Origin of the sequence: Paenibacillus agricola (assembly GCF_011440305.1) — a bacterium.
Taxonomy (GTDB): domain Bacteria; phylum Bacillota; class Bacilli; order Paenibacillales; family NBRC-103111; genus Paenibacillus_S; species Paenibacillus_S agricola.
Genome location: NZ_JAAOIW010000012.1, coordinates 76,077 through 97,067 on the forward strand (window position 1 = coordinate 76,077; position 20,991 = coordinate 97,067).

Annotated in this window: 16 protein-coding genes and 2 riboswitches; of the genes, 12 read left to right on the top strand and 4 right to left on the bottom strand. The window is 48.1% G+C overall.

Features of this window, described 5'->3' with window-relative positions; all coding sequences use genetic code 11:
• Window positions 1-4: 4 nt before the first annotated feature.
• The 9 genes from gudD (at window position 5) to G9U52_RS26925 (ending at window position 14,060) form a co-directional block, all read left to right on the top strand.
• Window positions 5-1,399 carry a glucarate dehydratase gene (gudD, locus tag G9U52_RS26885; RefSeq protein ID WP_279538758.1) on the top strand — a complete coding sequence of 465 codons (1,395 nt, stop codon included), beginning with the start codon at window positions 5-7 and terminating at the stop codon, window positions 1,397-1,399.
• A gap of 233 nt (window positions 1,400-1,632) precedes the next feature.
• Window positions 1,633-3,738 (top strand): glycoside hydrolase family 65, encoded by a 2,106-nt coding sequence (locus G9U52_RS26890; RefSeq protein WP_166153754.1) that lies wholly within the window; start codon window positions 1,633-1,635, stop codon window positions 3,736-3,738.
• 336 nt (window positions 3,739-4,074) lie between these two features.
• Window positions 4,075-5,148 carry a glycosyl hydrolase family 8 gene (locus G9U52_RS26895; RefSeq protein ID WP_207953217.1) on the top strand — a complete coding sequence of 358 codons (1,074 nt, stop codon included), beginning with the start codon at window positions 4,075-4,077 and terminating at the stop codon, window positions 5,146-5,148.
• Window positions 5,145-7,163, top strand: a complete 2,019-nt coding sequence (locus G9U52_RS26900; protein ID WP_166153756.1) for a GGDEF domain-containing protein — start codon at window positions 5,145-5,147, stop codon at window positions 7,161-7,163. The genes G9U52_RS26895 and G9U52_RS26900 overlap by 4 nt, the downstream gene beginning before the upstream one ends.
• On the top strand, window positions 7,153-8,775 hold the full coding sequence (locus G9U52_RS26905; RefSeq protein ID WP_166153757.1) for a DUF2334 domain-containing protein: 1,623 nt from the start codon (window positions 7,153-7,155) through the stop codon (window positions 8,773-8,775). Before G9U52_RS26900 ends, G9U52_RS26905 begins: the two co-directional genes overlap by 11 nt.
• A 1-nt stretch (window position 8,776) precedes the next feature.
• Window positions 8,777-10,015, top strand: a complete 1,239-nt coding sequence (locus G9U52_RS26910; protein ID WP_166153923.1) for a glycosyltransferase family 2 protein — start codon at window positions 8,777-8,779, stop codon at window positions 10,013-10,015.
• A gap of 19 nt (window positions 10,016-10,034) precedes the next feature.
• On the top strand, window positions 10,035-12,215 hold the full coding sequence (locus G9U52_RS26915; protein WP_166153758.1) for a cellulose biosynthesis cyclic di-GMP-binding regulatory protein BcsB: 2,181 nt from the start codon (window positions 10,035-10,037) through the stop codon (window positions 12,213-12,215).
• A gap of 178 nt (window positions 12,216-12,393) precedes the next feature.
• Window positions 12,394-12,783 carry a hypothetical protein gene (locus G9U52_RS26920; RefSeq protein WP_166153759.1) on the top strand — a complete coding sequence of 130 codons (390 nt, stop codon included), beginning with the start codon at window positions 12,394-12,396 and terminating at the stop codon, window positions 12,781-12,783.
• A gap of 44 nt (window positions 12,784-12,827) precedes the next feature.
• Complete coding sequence (locus G9U52_RS26925) at window positions 12,828-14,060, top strand: Bcr/CflA family multidrug efflux MFS transporter (protein ID WP_166153760.1); 1,233 nt, start codon at window positions 12,828-12,830, stop codon at window positions 14,058-14,060.
• Window positions 14,061-14,083: 23 nt separating this feature from the next.
• Here G9U52_RS26925 and G9U52_RS26930 read toward each other — a convergent pair whose 3' ends face one another.
• The 3 genes from G9U52_RS26930 to G9U52_RS26940 all read right to left on the bottom strand — a co-directional run bounded on the left by G9U52_RS26930 (window position 14,084) and on the right by G9U52_RS26940 (window position 17,204).
• Window positions 14,084-15,136 (bottom strand): 1-phosphofructokinase family hexose kinase, encoded by a 1,053-nt coding sequence (locus tag G9U52_RS26930; RefSeq protein WP_166153761.1) that lies wholly within the window; start codon window positions 15,134-15,136, stop codon window positions 14,084-14,086.
• Window positions 15,137-15,223: 87 nt separating this feature from the next.
• Window positions 15,224-16,090, bottom strand: a complete 867-nt coding sequence (locus tag G9U52_RS26935) for a class II fructose-bisphosphate aldolase (RefSeq protein ID WP_166153762.1) — start codon at window positions 16,088-16,090, stop codon at window positions 15,224-15,226.
• Between the two features lie 58 nt (window positions 16,091-16,148).
• Window positions 16,149-17,204 (bottom strand): SIS domain-containing protein, encoded by a 1,056-nt coding sequence (locus tag G9U52_RS26940; protein WP_166153763.1) that lies wholly within the window; start codon window positions 17,202-17,204, stop codon window positions 16,149-16,151.
• A gap of 418 nt (window positions 17,205-17,622) precedes the next feature.
• On the opposite strand from G9U52_RS26940, the gene G9U52_RS26945 reads away from it, so the two are divergent.
• Complete coding sequence (locus G9U52_RS26945) at window positions 17,623-17,850, top strand: hypothetical protein (RefSeq protein WP_207953218.1); 228 nt, start codon at window positions 17,623-17,625, stop codon at window positions 17,848-17,850.
• A complete protein-coding gene (locus G9U52_RS26950) occupies window positions 17,820-18,671 on the top strand; it encodes a hypothetical protein (RefSeq protein WP_166153765.1) in 852 nt (283 codons plus the stop codon). Before G9U52_RS26945 ends, G9U52_RS26950 begins: the two co-directional genes overlap by 31 nt.
• A 224-nt stretch (window positions 18,672-18,895) precedes the next feature.
• On the opposite strand, the gene gcvH is transcribed toward G9U52_RS26950, so the two are convergent.
• The gene (gene gcvH / locus G9U52_RS26955) at window positions 18,896-19,288 is read right to left on the bottom strand and encodes a glycine cleavage system protein GcvH (protein WP_166153766.1); all 393 of its coding nucleotides are present in this window, start codon (window positions 19,286-19,288) and stop codon (window positions 18,896-18,898) included.
• A gap of 197 nt (window positions 19,289-19,485) precedes the next feature.
• A riboswitch (glycine riboswitch) is annotated at window positions 19,486-19,581 on the top strand.
• A riboswitch (glycine riboswitch) is annotated at window positions 19,582-19,713 on the top strand.
• Window positions 19,714-19,832: 119 nt separating this feature from the next.
• Here gcvH and gcvT point away from each other — a divergent pair.
• Window positions 19,833-20,957: a glycine cleavage system aminomethyltransferase GcvT gene (gene gcvT, locus G9U52_RS26960; RefSeq protein WP_166153767.1), complete on the top strand. Its 1,125-nt coding sequence runs from the start codon at window positions 19,833-19,835 to the stop codon at window positions 20,955-20,957.
• Window positions 20,958-20,991: the final 34 nt, after the last annotated feature.

Genomic DNA, 20,991 nt, shown 5'->3' on the forward strand with positions numbered 1-20,991 from the left:
CCTAATGGACACTTCGATGAACGCTTCAGTAAACGCTTCGAATGTTTCAAATGTTTCGAACGCCAAGGATAGTGCCTCGGGTACACCGATCATAACCGAGATGAGGGTCATCCCGGTTGCTGGCTATGACAGTATGCTGCTTAATCTTAGCGGTGCGCATAGCCCTTACTTTACGCGTAATATTGTGATTTTAAAAGATAATGCAGGCCGCACTGGAGTTGGAGAGGTCCCTGGAGGCGAGAGCATTAGGCAAACGCTGGAGGATGCCAAGCCGCTCGTAGTGGGGGCGTCAATTGGTACTTATAATAACATTTTGGGGACTGTGAGAAGGCAATTTGCTGACAGGGACTCAGGTGGACGTGGCTTGCAAACCTTCGATTCACGGATCACCATCCACGCGGTTACCGCGCTGGAGGCGGCACTGCTTGACCTGCTCGGCCAATTCCTCGATGTGCCGGTTGCGGCACTGCTTGGAGAAGGGCAGCAGCGGGAAGCCGTTGAAATGCTCGGTTACCTATTCTACATAGGGGACCGCGGTAAAACGGACTTGCCATATCTCAGCGCGCTTGATGCTGAGGACGATTGGCTGCGCCTGCGCCATGAAGAGGCGGTGACAACCGAAGCCATCGTACGGCTGGCTGAAGCGGCGCATGCGCGTTATGGCTTTAATGATTTCAAGCTCAAGGGCGGCGTGTTTAGCGGCGGAGCGGAGCTAGAAGCGGTAACGGCCTTGGCCGAGCGCTTCCCGCAAGCGCGGATTACGCTGGATCCCAATGGCGCTTGGTCATTGGACGAGGCGATCCGCCTCTGCCGCGGGCAGCACCATGTGCTGGCATATGCCGAAGATCCATGCGGAGCGGAGCGGGGCTTCTCCGGCCGTGAGGTGATGGCTGAATTCAGGCGTTCCACTGGCCTGCCCACAGCAACAAACATGGTCGCCTGCGACTGGCGCGAGATGGGGCATTCGATCCAGCTGGGCTCGGTCGATATTCCACTGGCGGATCCGCATTTTTGGACGATGCAAGGCTCAATCCGTGTTGCCCAAATGTGCCATGAATGGGGATTGACTTGGGGCTCGCATTCCAACAATCATTTTGATATTTCCTTGGCGATGTTTACCCATGTTGCTGCGGCAGCGCCTGGCAAAATAACCGCGATTGACACCCATTGGATTTGGCAGGATGGGCAGCGTCTGAGCAAGGAGCCTTTTAAAATTGTGAACGGCATGATTACTGTTCCCAAGAAGCCAGGTCTTGGCGTTGAGATTGATATGGAGCAGATTGAAAGTGCACATCGGCTTTATCTGGAGAAGGCCTTAGGTGCTCGTGATGATGCACAGGCGATGCAATTCCTGGTCCCAGGCTGGAAGTTCAATAACAAGCGCCCTTGCCTAACTTGAAGGCCTGATTTATACTCTTAAAAATATCCGAAAATGTGGATAAAGCCACAGCTGCTAAAATCAAAAACGGTTTCGGTTCTCCCACTTGCGGTGCCAAGCGTATATCTGGATTTGCACGCATACATGTAGAAAGGGCACATCATGTGCTCCTTTTTTTGTTTTTATAGCTGCAGCACCTTATACTTATGAAGAAATTGTCATTACTAATTAAACATTCAGGAGGCCCTTGCGAAATGAATCTAATTGATAGAAAAGCTTTGGTAACCAGACATAATCCCATTATAAAAGAAATTCTTCCTGTCTCGCCGCTTTCTGTTGGTAATGGCGAATTCGCCTTTACGGCGGATCTTACAGGCCTGCAAAGCTTCCCCGAAGCTTACCAAATGCCTCTGGGCACGCAATCCCAATGGGGCTGGCATCAAACAGGCGGCAGCCGTTATGAGCTAGAGGATGCTCCGATGCAGTCTTTTGAAACCAATGGCCGTATAGTCGAATACCCTTTTGCACCGGGGGATAAAGCAGAGGTTTTTCATTGGCTTAGGCAAAATCCGCATCGCCTGCAGCTAGGGCAGATTGGATTGGTATTTTTGTCAGAAGAGGGTAAACAGCTCGGAATCGAGCATCTGGAGCCTTTGGAGCAGCAGTTGAATTTATGGGAGGGTGTGCTGACCAGCAAGTATACGGTTTCAGGCGTACCTGTAGAAGTTGTGACATGCTGCCATCCCGAATCCGACCAAGTAGCCTTCCATATTGAATCTCCTTTGCTTGCAGCGGGCTTGCTGCAGCTCTCGATCCAGTTTCCTTCATCGACCCAATTAGTGGAAGAATGGCGCACTAGCATCCAATTGGAATGGGAGCATGACACCCACCAAACCGATTGGACTGGGGAATCCGCCAACAGCGGCAGGTTTGATCGCAGATTGGATGAGGATAGCTACCAAGTAGCGTGCCAGTGGAGTGAAGGTGTAATGGAGCAACAAGCGGCGCATAATTACCGGATTATTCCAAGCCGAAATGGGAGCTCCTTTTCAATTGTTATAGAGTTTATACCGGCTCCATCCGCTAAACCAGCCGAATATCTGTCAGCCGAATCAGCTAAGCCAGCCCGATCAGCTGCAGATGATTTTGATGCGGTCCTCGATGCAAGCGTGAGGCATTGGGAGCAATTTTGGTTAAGCGGAGGTGCTGTGGAGCTGGCTGGAAGTAAAGACCCATTAGCGCATGAGCTGGAGAGAAGAATAGTGCTATCGCAATTTGTAACGGCCATTCATTGTGCCGGATCGCTCCCCCCGCAGGAAACAGGGCTTTTGTATAACTCATGGTACGGGAAGTTCCATCTGGAAATGCATTGGTGGCATGCGGTGCATTTTGCCTTGTGGGGTCGGGCCCATCTATTGAAAAAAAGCCTTGGGTGGTACAACGAAACCTTGCATGTAGCACAAAAGCTTGCCGAAGACCAAGGTTATGCGGGCGCAAGATGGCCCAAAATGGTCGGACCCGATGCGAGGCAAAGTCCGTCGCCTATCGGCAATCTGCTGATCTGGCAGCAGCCGCACCCGATCATCTACGCCGAGCTTTGCTACCGGGCTGATCCTAGCCAGCAGACTTTACATGAATTTGCTGAAGTGGTTGAGCAGACAGCCAAGTTCATGGCTTCCTATGCTCACTGGGACGAGCAGGGTCAGCGTTATGTGCTGGGACCACCACTCATACCTGCACAAGAAAATTTTGCAGCCGAAGAAACGTGGAATCCAACCTTTGAGCTGGAATATTGGAGGCATGCATTGGAAATAGCCCAAGCTTGGCGTGCACGCTTAGGCTTGGAGGCGTCGCCGGAATGGCAGCGGATTTGTGAGCTGTTAGCGGAGCTTCCGATACATGAGGGCGTCTATATAGCACATGAGAATCGCCCAAGTACATTTCAAACGGACAATACCGACCATCCCTCCATGCTGGGAGCTTTGGGTATTTTGCCCGGCAAAAAGGCAGACCACAACATTATGAAAGCTACGCTGCAGAAGGTCATGCAGGAATGGGACTGGCCGACATCCTGGGGCTGGGACTTTCCAATGGCAGCGATGACCGCTGGGCGACTGGGGGACGGACAGCTGGCCGTGCAAATTTTATTACGTAACGAAGTCAAAAACACCTATTTGCCCAATGGGCATAATTATCAGGATGCCTCGTTGATGGCTTATTTGCCAGGTAACGGTGGACTGTTGACCGCCGTGGCGATGATGGCATGCGGTTGGGAGGATGGACCTGTGAGCTATGCGCCGGGATTTCCGTCAGACGGTTCCTGGCAGGTCCGGTGGGAAGGATTGTCCAAATGGATGTAGGGGATGTTAGGCAAAAGAAAAGCTGAGGATAAATGGGCTTGTTCGTGAGTAATTACCTGGCTGTTTTATGGGGCTGGGTTCTTTTTTTATGTCAAAAGTTATCTGCTTAATTTCGCTGTATGTTGCTTTTCTGCCCAACCTTTACGCGGATTTTTATAGAAAGCCTGCTACAAGTAACTATCAAAATTTAAGTTTCTTCATTATAATAAAAAATATAGACCATTAGTCCCAATTTGCTATAAAGTAGAATTAGGCACTATTTGATTAACTAGGGGTTGTCGACCTTTCATGCTAAAGCTCTGGAAACATAAGATAGGATGGGTGTTTGCCTCTTTGATGTTGTCGCTGGTAATTTACCAATTTACTTGGATGTCTAATCCAGATATAAGGCTTGTTTTAAAAGGAGATGAATCCAGCTTGTACCGGTTTGTTGTTGGGCACCTTATGGACAATGCCGGAGGTATTTATACCAATCTACGTGAAGATAGTGATAAAATAGAGCATACGGCAACTGGGCACCAGATGCTTTCTGAGTCTACGGGCCTTATGATGCTTTATGCTGTAAAGCAAAATCGGAAGGATTTGTTCGCTCAGCAGTATGTTTTTTTAAATAACCATCTTATGGACCGCAGTGGCTTGAGATGGGTTGTAGATAAGGCAAATAATAAAGCTGTTACCACTAATGCTACAATAGATGATTTGTTAGTAGTGCGTTCTTTATTGCTGGCAGCCGATCTTTGGAAGCAATCGGAATATGCCAAGAAAGCCGATCAAATTGCAAATGGATTATGGAAAAATGCGCAAAGTGATGCGTTGCTGGCTGATTTTTATAATTGGAGCCCGGCGCAGAAGGCAGACACAGTGACGGCTTCTTACCTTGACCTGTTTACGCTGAAGATGCTGAGCATGAGGTCACAGCAATGGGCAGCCATTTATACAAGCAGTAAACAGTTATCTGATTATGCTGCTCTGGATAACGGTTTGTACTATAAAACATTTGATCTAAAAAGTAGAACCTGGAAGGCTCAAACGGAGTTTAATTCGATCGATTTTTTGTATAGTGCCCTTCATCGGGCAGAAGACCAGATCCATGTGACAGCAACCGTGAATTTCATTAAATCGCAATGGACATTGAATAAAAAGCTGGCGAATGCTTATTCTGTAGCAGGTAAAGAGGTCAGCCAGGACGAATCTCCAGCCGTGTATGCCTTGGCATTCAGGCTATTGAAGCAGGTCAATCAAGAACCGGAGCTTGCTGAAGGCTTATATCAACGAATGCTGCAATTGTCTGTGCAGGATCCTGCTTCTCCATACTTCGGAGGCTTTGTCGATTTGAATACAAATGAGGCCTACTCCTTTGATCATTTGCAAGCACTGCTGGCTGAATCAGAAAGGAACAATTATCCATGAGAACCAGACGTGAGACGCATTTAAAAAGTAAAAGAAGGTATTTTGCCGGCATTATACCGCTCAAACAAAAAGAGGGAAAAGCGGCGGTTGAGATTGAAGCGGAGCCGACCGAAGTTGCGTTAGCGCAGGAAAAGGAAGCGACCGAGGTAACGATGGCGCTGGAAGCAGAGCGAGCGGAGGCGGCAGCGCTGGAAGCAGCGCATGTCGAGGCGTTGGCGCTGGAAGTCGCGCGGGCGGAGGCGGCAGCGCTGGAAGCGGCGCATGTCGAGGCGTTGGAGCTGGAAGCAGAGTGGGCGGAGGCGGCAGAGCTGGAAGCAGCGCATGTCGAGGCGTTGGAGCTGGAAGCAGAGCGGGCGGAGGCGGCAGCGCTGGAAGCGGCGCATGTCGAGGCGTTGGAGCTGGAAGCAGAGCGGGCGGAGGCGGCAGCGCTGGAAGCGGCGCATGTCGAGGCGTTGGCGCTAGAAGCGGAGCGAGCGGAGGCGGCAGCGCTGGAAGCGGCGCATGTCGAGGCGTTGGCGCTGGAAGCGGAGCGGGCGGAGGCGGCAGCGCTGGAAGTGGCGCATGTCGAGGCATTGGCGCTTGAAGCGGAGCGGGCGGAGGCGGCAGCGCTGGAAGCGGCGCATGTCGAGGCGTTGGCGCTGGAAGTCGCGCGGGCGGAGGCGGCAGCGCTGGAAGCGGCGCATGTCGAGGCGTTGGAGCTGGAAGCAGCGCATGTCGAGGCGTTGGAGCTGGAAGCAGCGCATGTCGAGGCGTTGGAGCTGGAAGCAGCGCATGTCGAGGCGTTGGCGCTGGAAGGAGCGCATGTCGAGGCATTGGCGCTGGAAGCGGAGCGAGCGGAGGCGGCAGCGCTGGAAGCGGCGCATGTCGAGGCATTGGCGCTGGAAGCGGAGCGAGCGGAGGCGGCAGCGCTGGAAGGAGCGCATGTCGAGGCATTGGAGCTGGAAGCGGAGCGAGCGGAGGCGGCAGCGCTAGAAGCGGCGCATGTCGAGGCGTTGGAGCTGGAAGCGGAGCCAGCGACCCAGGCAATGCTCACAGTTGCAGAGGTCGCACCCGCCGCCGCAGTAGTGACCGCACCCGCTGCGGCTCACGTCCAACCCAAGCGCATTGTAGATGCCGCTCCGTATCGGCCTAAGCAGACCGCTGCCAAAGCTATGTCTAAGCAGCAGTCTCCACAGCATCGCATCTATATGTACCTGCTGGCGCAGATGCTCTGTATGGTGTTTGCCAGTTTATATTTGAGCTTCACGATACAGATGTATCCGTTCAACTACCTTTGGTTTTTGCTCTTTATTGTCGTATCTGTGATTGGGTTCTATCTGGGCTCGCTCGGGGCGCTTTTGACATCAATGTTTGCTGTATTTATATATGGATCTTTCCTGCTTTATAAGCTTTATATAGTACAAAGTATTGCGGACATTACGACGAATGATTTATTCTGGTTGTTCTTTTTTCCTATCAGTGCCAGCATTGTTGGAAATTTTGGAGCCGATTTTAACCATATGTTTCGCACGTACAAAAAATATGAAGAAGAGCGCGAGCTGCTCGTTTCTGTTGATGTACTGACCGGCTTTTCCAACTACAGATCCTTTATTCAAGACCTCGAAGAAGAAAGCTCGCGAAGTGTTCGCTACAACCGCTCCATGACCTTAATGCTAATTGAAATTGTTTATTTCAAGGAGCTCAAAAAGGAATACGGGGAGGAGATACTAACTTCACAGCTGTTGCAGCAGCTTTCCTGGAAAATCAATGATGTGCTTAGGGATGTGGACAAAAAAGCCTATATTGATGATGGTGTATTTGCCAGCATATTGCCTGAAACCGAAGTAGCTAATGCCAGCATTGTCGTTAAACGGCTTGAGGAAAGCATTCAGGATCTACATATTAATACACCCAAAGGCACCAAAGAAATTAAATTAAAGCTGAAGTTTGGTTTTGCTGGATGCCCTGAGGAAGGTGTTGGGGCGATGGAGTTGTATGAAAAGGCGAAGCAAGGGTTGATCTATAATGTCGGTTAACAGCAAAATATCCGGCTGGCTCGCTATTTTACTGATCGGTCTGGCTTTCATTTGCCCATTTACCGGCATAGCGGCCGAAGCTTCTGTTCCCCGGTTTTTGATTACCTACGACAATGATAATGGAAAAGAGAATGCACGGCGGCTGGTACATTTAATGGGGCACTTTCAAGGGGGTACCCATATGGCCAGCTGGAATGAAACGCTTGAAAATAATGGGAGCACTTACGATTTTATTGTGGTGCTCGATAACCATGTGAACGAATCACTAAGGCAGCAGCTGGATATGAAGCTCCAGGGCTTGCCTATACCTGTGTTATGGATTGGTGCTGGTGAGGTCAAGCAATCCTTATTAGCCCTCTCATTAACTTATGAGGCTCAAGCTTATCCGGTCAATGGACTTATGGTTTACTTCAAAGACATTCAAGCACAGGATGAAGTCCTTTCGCTCGCCTCAGATGGGATTAGGTCAAGTCCACTTATTCTGAGAAACCAAAACCGGTGGTATATGATGTCCAGCCAAGTAACGGGGATTACAGGTCTGCTCCTTGCCGATGTCCTGCATGATATTTTGGTTCAGCCACATGATAGTAAGCATCAAGGCTATATCCTTGTACAAAATGTGAATCCACTAACTTCCGCTCAAAAACTCCACGAAATTACAGAAGTCTTTATCAAGCGGAAAATCCCATTTTTAGTAGCTGTCACTCCTATCTATGTGTATCCATTGACCTCCACCTTGGTTTCCCTTGAAGAACGACCGGATGTTGTGAAGGCGCTGCTCCATATGCAAAATAGCGGTGGAAGTATCATTTTAAACGGATTAACCCATCAGTATAAGCATACGGCTACTGGCAATAGCTATGAGTTTTGGGATGCGCTGGAGGACAAACCTATTGAGGATGAAGAGTCGGTTATCAAAGAAAAGCTGAATAAGGGAATTGCCATTCTTATTAAGCTTGGGCTTTATCCAGTTGGCTTTGAGCCTCCGCTATACGCGATGTCACAAAAAGGCTATCAAATCGTAAGCACTTATTTTTCCCATCTGTACGGTCAATTGCAGATCTCCGATCAATCCTATCTGGGCTTGCAAAGTGTCCCTTACGTAATGGAGCATCGCTCATCAGGATTGCAGCTATTTCCTGAAACGTTGGGTGACCCCAGAAATGAGCAGGGCGATATAGAAAAGCTGTTAAGAAACATCGATCAGCTCCAAATCGTTAGAGACAGCTTTTACGGAATGCTTTTTCATACAGACTCGTCCTTAGACCTGCTGGAACAGGCGATTGATTCCTTGTACAAAGAACCCATTGATTACTTAAACCCTTTATATGGGCCACTTTATGTGCATACCTCCTTTATGGACATGGCATCCAATGGCTTCGGAGAGCTCAAAATTACCATCAGCAATCCAGATGAATTAAGCCTATATGCCACTTCACCTGAACAAGAGTCAACCGCGTTGTCTTCTTTTACCTACTTGCTGACTTGGTCGCTTGCAATGGTTGTGGCTGTGTTTATTGTGCTGTTTATTGGTTTCCTCTTTTTACTCAACCGTAGAAGGCGTTATCGCTTATTTACTGAAAGGACGTTGACTGTTAGTGAGCGGAAATAGCATGTTTCTTATTGCCTTGGCCTCGATCTGGTTGATGCTGCTATACCATATGTTTCTGGCTTTGGGCGGTTATTTATTTTCTAACAAAATGGAGGCGCTCAAGCTGCTTCCTATACCCCAGCGTGATTATTGGCCTAAGGTTTCGATATTCATTCCGGCGCATAACGAAGCGGTAGTCATCCGCAATACACTAAACTCCATGGTCGAGCTGGATTATCCCTTGGGGCAATTGGAGGTTATTGTGATCAATGATAACTCCTCGGATCAAACGGGTGAGATTGTAGAGGAATTTGCTGCCAAGTATTCGTTTATAAAAGCGATCCATACCTTTCCGCCTGCTGGAGGCAAGGGCAAATCAACGGCACTAAACCGAGCCTTACAGGATTCAACAGGTGAATATATAGCTGTATATGATGCCGATAACAATCCAGAGCGAAGCGCAATCAAGCATCTAGTTAATACGATTATCGACCAACCGGGCATAGGGGCTGTTGTGGGGAAATTCCGGGTTATCAATGCCCACAAAAACCTGCTCACACGTTTTATCAATATAGAAACGATCAGCTTTCAATGGATGGCGCAGGCAGGCAGATGGCAATGGTTCCGGATCAGCACCATACCGGGCACCAATTTCCTGATCCGCCGCTCCGTACTGGACCAGATAGGCGGTTGGGATGTTAAAGCGCTGGCAGAGGATACGGAGCTGAGCATCCGGGTCTATGAGGAAGGCTATGAAATTCAATTTCATCCGTTAGCGATAACATGGGAGCAGGAGCCGGAGACCTGGAAGGTTTGGTTTAAGCAGCGGACGAGATGGGCGCGCGGCAACCAATATGTGATCTTAATGTATATCCCCAAGCTGTTCGCCATGAAAAAGCCACGGATGATCTTTGATATTGTGTATTTCTTTTTTACCTACTTTTTGTTCTTGGGTGGTGTCTTGCTGTCGAATTCCTTAATGGTGCTGAGTATGCTAGGCGTTGTCAAGGTTACCTTGCCAGGACCCTTTTTGCTGATCTGGATGCTGGCCTACGTGCTCTATATCATTGAAATTATGATTACACTAGGTATTGAAAAAACGGAATTAACCTTCCGTAATTTCTTGATTGTCCTGCTGATGTACGTCACTTACTCGCAATTATGGATTGTTCTTGTCATTCGTTCGATGTTTCTTCATATCAAAACCGTTATAAATAAAAAGGAAGTCAAATGGGATAAAACCGAACGCTTTCAAGCTTAGAAAGGAAACTAAACCTGTCATGATAAAACGTATTCTCTCAATTGTGCTGCTGCTTCTGATCTTGGTTCAGAGCTTGCTCGTACCGATAATTAGCGCAGAGCCAGCAGTCGATTTAACGCAAGCTTTGCAAGCTGTGGAACCGAATAGCTCGGTCGTGCTGCATGCTAACAGCTCCCCTACGGATGATGTGGAAAACCTCTTTTTTTTGCAGGAGGATCTGGTCGTTCAAGGGGTAACCAACCGACAAGATTATTTCTTTGAATTGTCTTCAAGCAGGAGCATACAGAAGGGCTCTTACTTCCAGCTATACCTTGGCCATTCGCCAACGCTGCTTCCGCTGAAGTCAACATTAACTATTTTTTTGGACGATATTCCGCTGGGAACCCAGTTTCTTAATGAGAAAAATGAGCAAGCAGGCACCTGGAAAATCAACTTCCCTGATACCGAGCTTAAGCCCGGATTCCATAAAATTTCGATTTTAACCCATATGGAGGCTACGGATAATCTGTGCGAGGACCAAAATAATACATCGAATTGGACTTTATTCCGCAAGGAAAGTGTGATCCACTTTAATTATAAAAAAAGCTATGAAACCGCAGATTTCTCTTGGTATCCGAGTCCTTTTGTGGAAAAAGGAAGCGTAAAGCCCTTAAAGAGCTTATTCATTCTGCCTGATCACCCCAACGAAGCCCAGCTAGGGGTACTATCGAAGCTATCTGCTCATTTTTCCTCCTTGGTGCCTGCCAGTATGCTGGAATTTACTGTATTAAAGGAAGCTGAGCTAAGTGATGCCCTGATCAAAACGACCAATCAAATATGGATCGGCAGCAAAGAAAGCTGGAGTGGCAATGGGAAAAGGCTAGTGGAGGATCTTCAAAAAAAGCAGCCTGCCCTTGCTTCTGGCTTGATGGGTCTTACGCCCTCTCCGTGGAATCCGGCGAATTCCATCCTGCTCCTGGCCGGAAGTGATGCAGAGCTGGCTAATGCCGCCCATGTCATTACGGATAAAAGCTTGTACAGCCAATTAACGGGAAATGCAGTTGATTTGACGCAGCTGCCCTTATCCAAAACGATTAAGCCTGTAGAAGCCAGCAAGGCCAGCACGACGATCTCCTTATCGGATATGGGCTATCAGGATTTAATTATCGAAAGCCCGTTAGTCGGCGCGGCGAGGGTCAATTACTCCATCCCATCGGAATGGGAAGTGTATAAAGATGCCAAGCTCAAGCTTCAATACCGCCATACCAAAACCCTGAACTTCGCACAATCGCTAATGACGGTCAGGGTCAACAATGTCCCTCTGCAAAGTAAATATCTGAACGAGGAGAGCAGTGATTTTGGCTCCCAGGAAATTGATATCCCGCTAAGCCTGCTTACTACCGGCTCCATCGGCATTGATATCGGGTTCCAATTCAATTCATCCACGGATTCCTGCACCGGAAATTCGCAAATCGGTAACTGGGCGATCGTATCGAAGGATTCCTTTCTTACCCTGGCTTACCGTCCGAGCCATACCGTCGACTTTAGCCATTTGCCGTTTCCTTTTGTCGTAAAGGGTGCTTGGGCTAATACGGACTTTTTGATGGACAGCCAGCCTTCATCAGAAGCCTTAAGCCTATTGGCAACAGTAAGTGGGCTGATTGGCAAAAACGCCACCACCCAGAGCGATATTAGTATCCGTAAAGGTCCACCGGCAGCGTCCATTGAAAAAGGGAAAAACTATATCTATATAGGAAGTGTAAGCGGCATACCTGACCTGGCCAATCAGTCGCCTCAGATTCCGATCAGCGCGAGCAAAGGGGTATTGGCTTCCATGAACCCCAATATTGAGCTGCTCAAAAGTAGCTCCGCCCAAAGCGGACTTATTGAAATCTTCCCACTAACGGAAGAATCGAATTATATGATGGTGATAGCTGCAACAGACAATCAAATGATAAAACGGATGAATACCCTGCTAAACGATCCCGTGGAAAGAAAGAAAATGTTCGGGCAAGCCATTCTTATTGATCCACTAAGCCGGATTCATTCGTATATGCTGGAGCAGAAAAAAAGCGCACCCTCCATTTTAGAGCAAAGCCTGGATGTACTGTCTCCCAACAATAAGCCTTATATGTCCCGCATCGTCCTTATTGGAGGCGTTTTGGCGATTATTATTCTAGTGGTGCTGGTCATCTGGATAGTACGCCGGCGGAAAAAATAGCTAGGCTTCATGTAAAGTAAAAGTAATGTAATCTTAAGCCCGTATTCTATAATTTAAAGATTGTACGTTCCTCAGGCTGCTCGGGCTTCTGGTGTACGATCTTTTTTTATGTAAATTGGCTTGCAATCCTCCCAAAACATGCTATTATTTTTTGTAGAACAATAAATAAGGAGGAGCTATGAAGGAGCGCACTTTTGCCTCATTTGCACAATATGAAACGTTTATACGGCACAAATTTATTCAAAAGGCCAACGCCAAAGGCTTGGAGGGTGATGAGCTTGCGGAATATGTGAGCAAACATGAGCAGCATGCGGCCGAGATTTGGAAGGAGCATGATGGGGATGAATGCATCAGCCAGCAGGGCTTTATAACACTTGTTGTCTGGAAGGATGAGCAAGGGCAACGCAGAATCGGAAGAGGGCGACCCAAGAAAGCAGCGGCAGAGAAGCTTAACCATTCGATCCATGTTCGTTTGGATGATGTCACCTATGCCAAATTAAACAGCTATTGCCAGGAAAAAAAGATCGACTTATCAGAGGCTATCCGGCATTTAATTGATACTTTATGATTATTATATGCCTTATAAATGTATAAAGGTGGTTATCGATACAGATGAACAACACGATCAGCAGCTCCGAAGCTGAACCTCAGCCCGCTGCACGGGGCAATCGGTTATGGATGGTGCTCATATTAGGCTCTTTGGCTGCGATTGGCCCCTTATCCATAGATATGTATTTGCCAGCATTGCCCACTATAGGCCAGGATTTCAACACGAATGCCTCGCTGGTACAGCTGAGCTTAACCTTTTTCTTGCTGGGCTTGGCGCTTGGGCAATTATTTGTAGGACCCATCAGTGATATACGCGGACGCCGAACACCGCTGCTAATCGGTCTTGCCCTCTATGCGATTACTTCGTTATTATGTGTGCTCAGCCCTTCGGTTGAGGGATTGGTCGTGCTTCGTTTTATTCAAGGCTTGGCTGGCTCTGCGGGAATCGTCATTTCGCGGGCGATTGTCAGGGATATGTATGCCGGAACCGAGCTGACGAAGTTTTTCACGCTGCTGATGTTGGTCAATGGAGTGGCTCCAATTATGGCGCCTATCGTAGGTGGTCAAATCATGAGATTTACGTCCTGGCAGGGCGTATTTATCGTATTGGGCATTTTGGGCAGCTTGATGCTGGCAGCGGCATTTTGGGGTTTGCGCGAGACGCTGCCGGAAGGGTCAAGATCTAAAGGCGGCATCAAAAATACGCTGGCTACCTATCGTGGCCTGCTTGGCGACCGTGTCTTTATGGGCTATGCGCTTGCCCAAGGCCTCGTATTTGCGGCGATGTTTGCTTATATATCGGGCTCGCCTTTCGTGCTCCAGGAAATTTTCCATGTCTCCCCACAGATGTTTAGTGTATTTTTCGGCATTAACGGACTCGGCATTATTATCGCTGGCCAAGTAACTGGAAGGCTTGTAAGCCGCTTGGGTGAAACAAGGCTGTTGGTGAGTGGACTGTGCATATCTGCTTTTGGCGGTGTTACACTGCTTATTATGATCCTCACAGGGGCGGGCTTGTATGGTGTTCTGCTTCCGTTATTTTTAGTCGTATCCAGTGTGGGAATTGTCTCCTCAACCGGATTTTCGTTGGCGATGCAAAAGCAGAGCAGGGCGGCTGGGACAGCCTCTGCACTGCTCGGCGTATTATCGCTGCTCATCGGTGGCTTTGTCGCCCCGCTTGTTGGATTGGGAGGAAGCCAGTCGGCCGTGCCTATGGGCCTTGTTATCGCTGTGGCCTCGGTAGGCTCGGTTTTGGTTTATGTGTTTATGGTGCATAGGAAAATAAAAGCAGCTTGACGGATTCCATTTGTTTGTCCTTACTAATGTGTTGCAGCTATCGCGGCGAGCAAACGCTCCACATCATCTGGGTGGACATTGCCTGCGCGGTCGGTTAGTGCATTCGCCGAGGCAGCTGCTGTGGCCCGTTCCAAGCATACTTGGAACGGAAGCCCCTGTGCAGTGGCGATCGCCATGCCGGCAACGAAGGCATCCCCGCAGCCTACGGTGTTGACGGGCTGAATGCAAGGAGCCTTGATCCTGTGCAAGGCTCCTGCGTAAACGCTGACCGAGCCCTCGGAGCCAAGCGAGATCGTGATTATGGGCAAGCCTTGGCTGTGCAGGTGAAGCAGACCGGTCCTGATTACAGCCTCAGTGCTAACGCTTGAATCCGCACCCGTACCAGTATCTGTACCAGTTTCAGGGTCATCGCTAGCCTCAACCTCGCCCCGAGTGCTAACGCCAGTATCGGCTTCAATCTTGAAGCCAACTCCAGCACGAAGCCATCCAACCTGCGTCAGCAAAGCACGAACTTCGTCCTCATTGGGCTTTACAAAATCAGGAAGCGCCTTTATCCCTTGCAGCAAAGCGGAACCGCTCGTATCAAGAAAGGCGAGGCAGCCTGCCTGCTTCACAATAGCGATAAGCTGTGCATAACCATCGTCAGGCACGCCTTGCGGCAAGCTGCCCGAGAAGCAAACGATTCGGGAGCGTGCCGCCAAGTGGGCAAGCTTAGCTTGCATAAGCTGCCAGGCTTCCTCGGATATCACTGGCCCTTGCTCCAACAGCTCGGTGGAGGACCCCTTCGACTCCTCAATCACGTTTAAACAAAGCCGTGATTCTCCCTCTACATGGATAAAGTCATGCTCGATTCCTTGCTGAGACAAGGCATTTTCGATAAAACGTCCATTATGTCCGCCTACAAACCCCGTAGCTATAACGGGGTAGCCAAGCTGCTGAATGACACGCGCTACATTGATGCCTTTGCCTCCGGGCTCGGCGAACATTCGCTGTACCCGCGATACCTGCCCGAGCCCAAAGCTTGGCAGGTAATAGGTTTTATCAATGGCTGCGTTTAGGGTTACAGTAGTAATCATGAATAGTAGTGCCTCCTTGGCCGGTTGCACAATTTTTGCTGTGGCAATGATATGATGCTGTAGGACTTCAAAATGTAGCCTGTGTTGTTATCGGGTGTCTGCCGCTTTTCCGAAGCAGCCCAGCATGCGCATCTTTTCGATCGCTGCTTCCTTCACGGCTTTTTTCGCTGGTACCATATATTTGCGGGGATCATTTTCATCGGGATTGTCTTTAAACACTTGCTTGATGGCATCAGAGAAGACGATACGGATTTCCGTAGCGATGTTCATTTTGGACATACCAAGCGCGATACAGCGCTTGACCTGCGCCTCAGGAATGCCAGATCCACCATGCAAAACAAGTGGAACCGTGACAAGCTCAGCTACGCGCTGAATGCGGGCGAAATCGATATGAGGCATACCTTTGTAGATGCCGTGCGCCGTTCCAATAGCTGGTGCCAAGGTTGGCACACCGGTTAATTGCACGAAACGTGCGCATTCCAGCGGATCAGCCAGCGAGGCTTCGTGCTCGGCGACGATGATCTCATCCTCAACGCCGCCAACCTTGCCTAGCTCCGCCTCCACATTGACACCCGCGGCATGGGCAATATCTACAATCCGTTTGGTTTGGGCGACGTTTTCTTCAAAAGCATGCATGGAAGCATCTATCATCACAGATGTATATCCCGCCCTTATACAATGAACAATCATAGCAAAATCCGTACAGTGATCCAAATGGAGCGCAATCGGCACGCTGGAGCGATTGGCGGCTGTAGTTGCAGCCGCGGCCAAATAATCGGCACCGAGATGCTTGACGGTTCCTACAGTCGATTGCAGAATCAACGGGGAACCCGTTTCTTCGGCGGCTTCGACAACAGCCTGCAGCATTTCAAGCGTGTGCACATTAAAGGCACCTACACCATAACCGCCGCTGCGCGCGGCTTGCAGCATGGACGTGGATGAAACAAGTGGCATGGTGGTCTCTCCTTTGAGTTTTGCGAGGCAAAACTAGCATCGCAAGCATTAAGCTTCCTTATATTTTTACAACCTGCGTCAAATTGCGCGGCGAATCGGGATCGGCATGCAGGCTAAGTGCCGTGTAATAGCCCATAAATTGCAGCGCTGGAAGATACAGCACAGCTCGTGCTTCATCTGAAATACCGCCGCCGCCAACCTCGAACACAGCATCAGCGAATGAGGTATCCTCATCCTTCTGCGCGGTCAATACCACCACAAAGGCGCCATACTCCTGCATTTCGCGTGCGACCTTCAGCTCATATGCCCGCGCTTGCTCGGAGAGCAGCAAGCACACCAGGGTGCCAGGCTCGACGATCGATTTAGGTCCATGGCGAAACTCCAAGGTTCCATAAGCTTCCGTCCATACATACGACATCTCCTTGATCTTGAGGCATGCCTCAAGAGAAAGGCCATATAGCGAGCCCATTCCCAAATACACATACTTAAGGAATGGCTGCTTTTGTACCAGCGAATGAATAAAAGCGTCCGCATCCCGAACAGTTTGTCCAGCCTGTTCCTTAACTCCCGCCAATTCTGCAAGCAAATCTTCGCGACCAGCCGCTTTGGCAATCGCCGCTTGCATCATAAACGTCATACTGCTGAGCGATTTGGTCATCACGGTGCTCGTTTCTTTCCCATTGGGAGAAACTAGGCAGTCAGCCAGCTGAGCCATCGTGCTTTCTTCATAGCAGGTAATCCCGGCGATTGACCAATTTGGCAATGCTTGAAGAGCTTCCAACGCTAACACGACCTCGGTCGATTCCCCAGAGCGGGATACACCAATTGCCAAATAATTGCGATGCGCGGGAGCCGCTTGCTTATGGAATAACAGCAATTCGGAGGAAGGATAAGCGGTTGCGCTCTTGCCCAGCCAAGCCCTGCAGGTGGAAGCCATCGTTAACGCTTGATAATAGGAAGAGCCCGAGCCGATAAAGATGATCTCATCAAATAAATCGTTGTTCAAATATTGCAGGATCCAATCCTGCTGTTGGTCTAATTGATTCCAAGCGGCGTTAAGCGCCTCTGCTTGGCCATTGATTTCTGTATACGTATGAATACCAGGTGCTGTCATAGGGCAATCACTCCTTTAAGAAGATATAATGAAATTATAATTCATAATTATGATTTATTCAATCATTTTATTGATCTTTTTGCTATTAATTCTGCCATCATTGAGTCGACACTGGAGATTACAGGGAAAACGAATGAGGATTTAATGAATGATCTTACACTCAGAAGGAAGCAGGAATAAAGAAACCGTAGTATAATGGTGGATAAAAATGGATCCTGAGGTGTTGATATGGAGACGGAGCTGCGGACATTAATTAAGCGCTTCCACATGAGAAGGTAAACATGGCCTTCAGTAGATTAAGAGCCTGGTTAAACCGTACAGTCAGACTACTCGACTTGGAGCGCCATCGATCATAATAGAGAAAGAAATATGCTGCATAAAGAGGCAAATCGGGGAGCTGCGACTCGTTTTGAATGGAGTGAGACTTAAACTGGATTATTCAGAGAGGCAGGAGTTCATTGAGCTTAATGAAATCGAGGTTTTTATGAACAAATTGCCGATAAGAGAGCGTGTTTACATTATGAATGAGCATCTTAGGCTATCGGCTCAAGCAAAGCCTTGTCCCACAAGTATCGGCGAATGCCGACAGGCTATTTCGATTGAAGGAGGTAGCGGATGGAGATTCGCGATGAAAAGTGTATTTTGAATGAGGATGAACTGCAAAAATTCGAAACTTTTTTACAATACGGAAACCTTAAGGATGCAAAGTATGTATTCGTTGGTATGGAAGAAGGGTTATGGCGTTTTAATTACCAAGAGAATATACAGAGTAGAATAGATTTTCTAAATCATCATACACAATTTGTTCATTATTTAAATGAGGAAATGGGATTTGAAGGTGGTTGGTATGTAACGAATACTGATGACTCTCTTGCTCTTCTTACAGCTATTAATGGCAACCTAGAGAAGAGGGGATTGTCTGTAAGTTGGGAAGTTAATAGAAGAATTGATCAGACAATGAGGATGCAAATCCGATTGGCAGCACTCCTAGAAGCAAATCTGGATTTTTCCAATCGTCAGTCGTTTCGTCATAACGATGATTATACAGCCTATCGATTGCATAAAAGAGGTGGGCAAACTGCAATGATAGATTGGTATCCGCTGCCGAAAAAGAGCAAAGCCGATTTTCCATATTCAGTCCCGGGAAAGTTTGAAAATAGTAAAGAGTATTATCAATACTATGATACCCAAGATACAAATAGGAAAAGGATTATCAGACTTCAAAAGCATTACGAGGATTTAGGTTTTAATTTTAAGAAATTTAGCACCGGGTCAGTTCCTTCAAATTTTGATATAAAACCTAGCAAAAGGTCAAGAGATTTTATGATAGGACATAGAGAAAGAAAAGATGGACATGTACAATTAACTGTAATGACCCCGTTTTTTGGAATGGGACAATTTAGTTACAATGATATTGATGTTATGGCAGCTTGGATCTATTCGGAAAAAGCAAAAAAACAAAACTAACAAAATATTAGAATTTACCACGTACCGAGGTGGATAATACACTCGGCGGCAAGTTCACGCACCTTATAGTTGTGACGAATAAGTCTGCCTGAAATCGAAAATACTGCTTAGATACGTGTTGGCTGTCAACCACAGCTAGCGGGCTAGAAACAACCCAAAAGGCATAGACACCTACTTACAGGTATCTACGCCTTTTTCGAATTTAATAGAGCTTCGTATTCCACTTATTCAGCCGTGTATTCACGATACTGTTCAGCGGTTAGCAGCTGCTTAAGGGCTTCATGCGCACTCGCATCAATTTCCAGTTCAATCATCCAGCCTTCGCCAAAAGCATCGCTGTTTACGATTTCCGGTTGGTCCAGCAGTGTTGAGTTCACTTTGGCTACCACACCAGTCACAGGTGCGAATAAATCGGAAACGGTTTTTACCGATTCAATATTGCCGAGGCTTGCTTCGGCCTGTACTTCTGCACCGATCTCCGGCAGCTCTACGAATACGATATCGCCCAATTGGGACTGTGCGAAATCTGTGATGCCGATCCGTATGGTGTTTTCATTAATTACCTCTACCCACTCATGCTCTTTGCTGTAAAACAATTGATCCTTAACCTCCGACATGGACTGTCCCTACTTTCAAATGTTTGGATTTTGTCTGCACATCCATAGGTACATGCGCAGAACTGATGATTACAGACTAAATCAGCGTTACTATTGATGTCAAGTTAAGTAACAAAAAACGTGTAAGATTCGAATTTGAGGTTGACAATAAGGTAAGAGGTAGGTTAATAATGGTTATATGAATTTTAAATAAGCGGATGAATGCACAAGGAGAGACTGTCGCTTTGACGATAGCGCCGAAGGAGTAAACCCGGGAGGGTGAATCTCTCAGGCAAAAGGACTTTTGCAGGACGCAGCTCTGGAGAGCTTCCAACCAATGGTAATCGTAACGGTTGGGACACCGATGGGGAAACTATCTGTCTTTTTTGTGAATAACACAAAGGCATGCGTAGGTAACTCTCAGGTATAAAGGACAGAGTGGGAAGCAGATCGGGTTATTCATTGAATAACCTCTGCTTTTCACTCTGTCTTTTTGTTATTCCCAACAATGGGAACTCTATAATAAACATCGCAATCCATGACTATATCTGACCGAGGTGATCTTATGTCCGAATTAAAACGAACGCCATTATTTTCGATTTACAAGCAATATGGCGATGCACGAGTTATTGATTTTGGGGGCTGGGAGCTTCCCGTGCAATTTCATGGCATTCAAAAAGAGCATGACGCGGTAAGACAGCGTGCAGGCTTATTCGATGTGTCCCATATGGGTGAAGTGATTGTGACTGGGGTTTTTGCTGAAGCCTATGTGCAAAGACTGACAACGAACGATGTAACGAAGCTGCAAATTGGACAGGCGCAGTACAGCCTGATGTGCTATGAGAACGGCGGCGTCGTAGACGATTTGCTCGTGTACCGTCTGGCGGTCGACCGCTTTATGCTGGTCATTAATGCCTCCAATATTGATAAAGACGTCGAGTGGATGCGCCAACAGCTTTTTGAAGATGTAAAGTTGGAGAATATTTCCGACCATACCGCTTTGTTAGCTTTGCAGGGTCCGGCAGCCGCAACGATTATTAGTAAAGTGGTGCCAGCAGCCGTAGCTGCGACGATCAATGAATTAAAAGGCTTTACATTTTTGCCAGAGGTTGAAATCGAAGGTGTCAAAGCATTGGTGTCGAGAACAGGCTACACAGGTGAAGATGGCTTCGAATTATATGTCGATGCTGCTGATGCTGTAACCGTGTGGACGCTGCTGATGGCGGCAGGCGAGGAGCACGGCTTGCTGGCCATTGGTCTGGGGGCACGCGATACGCTGCGGTTCGAGGCGAAATTGCCTTTGTATGGGCAGGAGCTATCGTCAACGATCAGCCCGCTTGAGGCATCGGTCGGATTTTTCGTGAAGCTCGACAAAGGAGATTTTATCGGGCGTAACGCACTTATTAATCAAAAAGCAAACGGCGTTCCCCGTAAGCTTGTAGGCATCGAGATGATCGACCGGGGTATCCCGCGCAGCCACTATCCCGTATATGCGGATGGTCGCCAAATTGGCGAGGTTACGACAGGCACCCAGTCGCCGACCTTTAAGCGGAGCCTTGGTTTGGCGCTGGTAGAGGCTGAATATAGCGCGCTAGGCACAGAAATTTGGGTGGAAATTCGCGAAAAACAGCTTAAAGCGGTTGTCGTGAAAGCTCCTTTTTATAAACGCAGTACTAACAGTACCCTATAAAAGAAACTAACTATTACAAAATGAGGAGTGGATG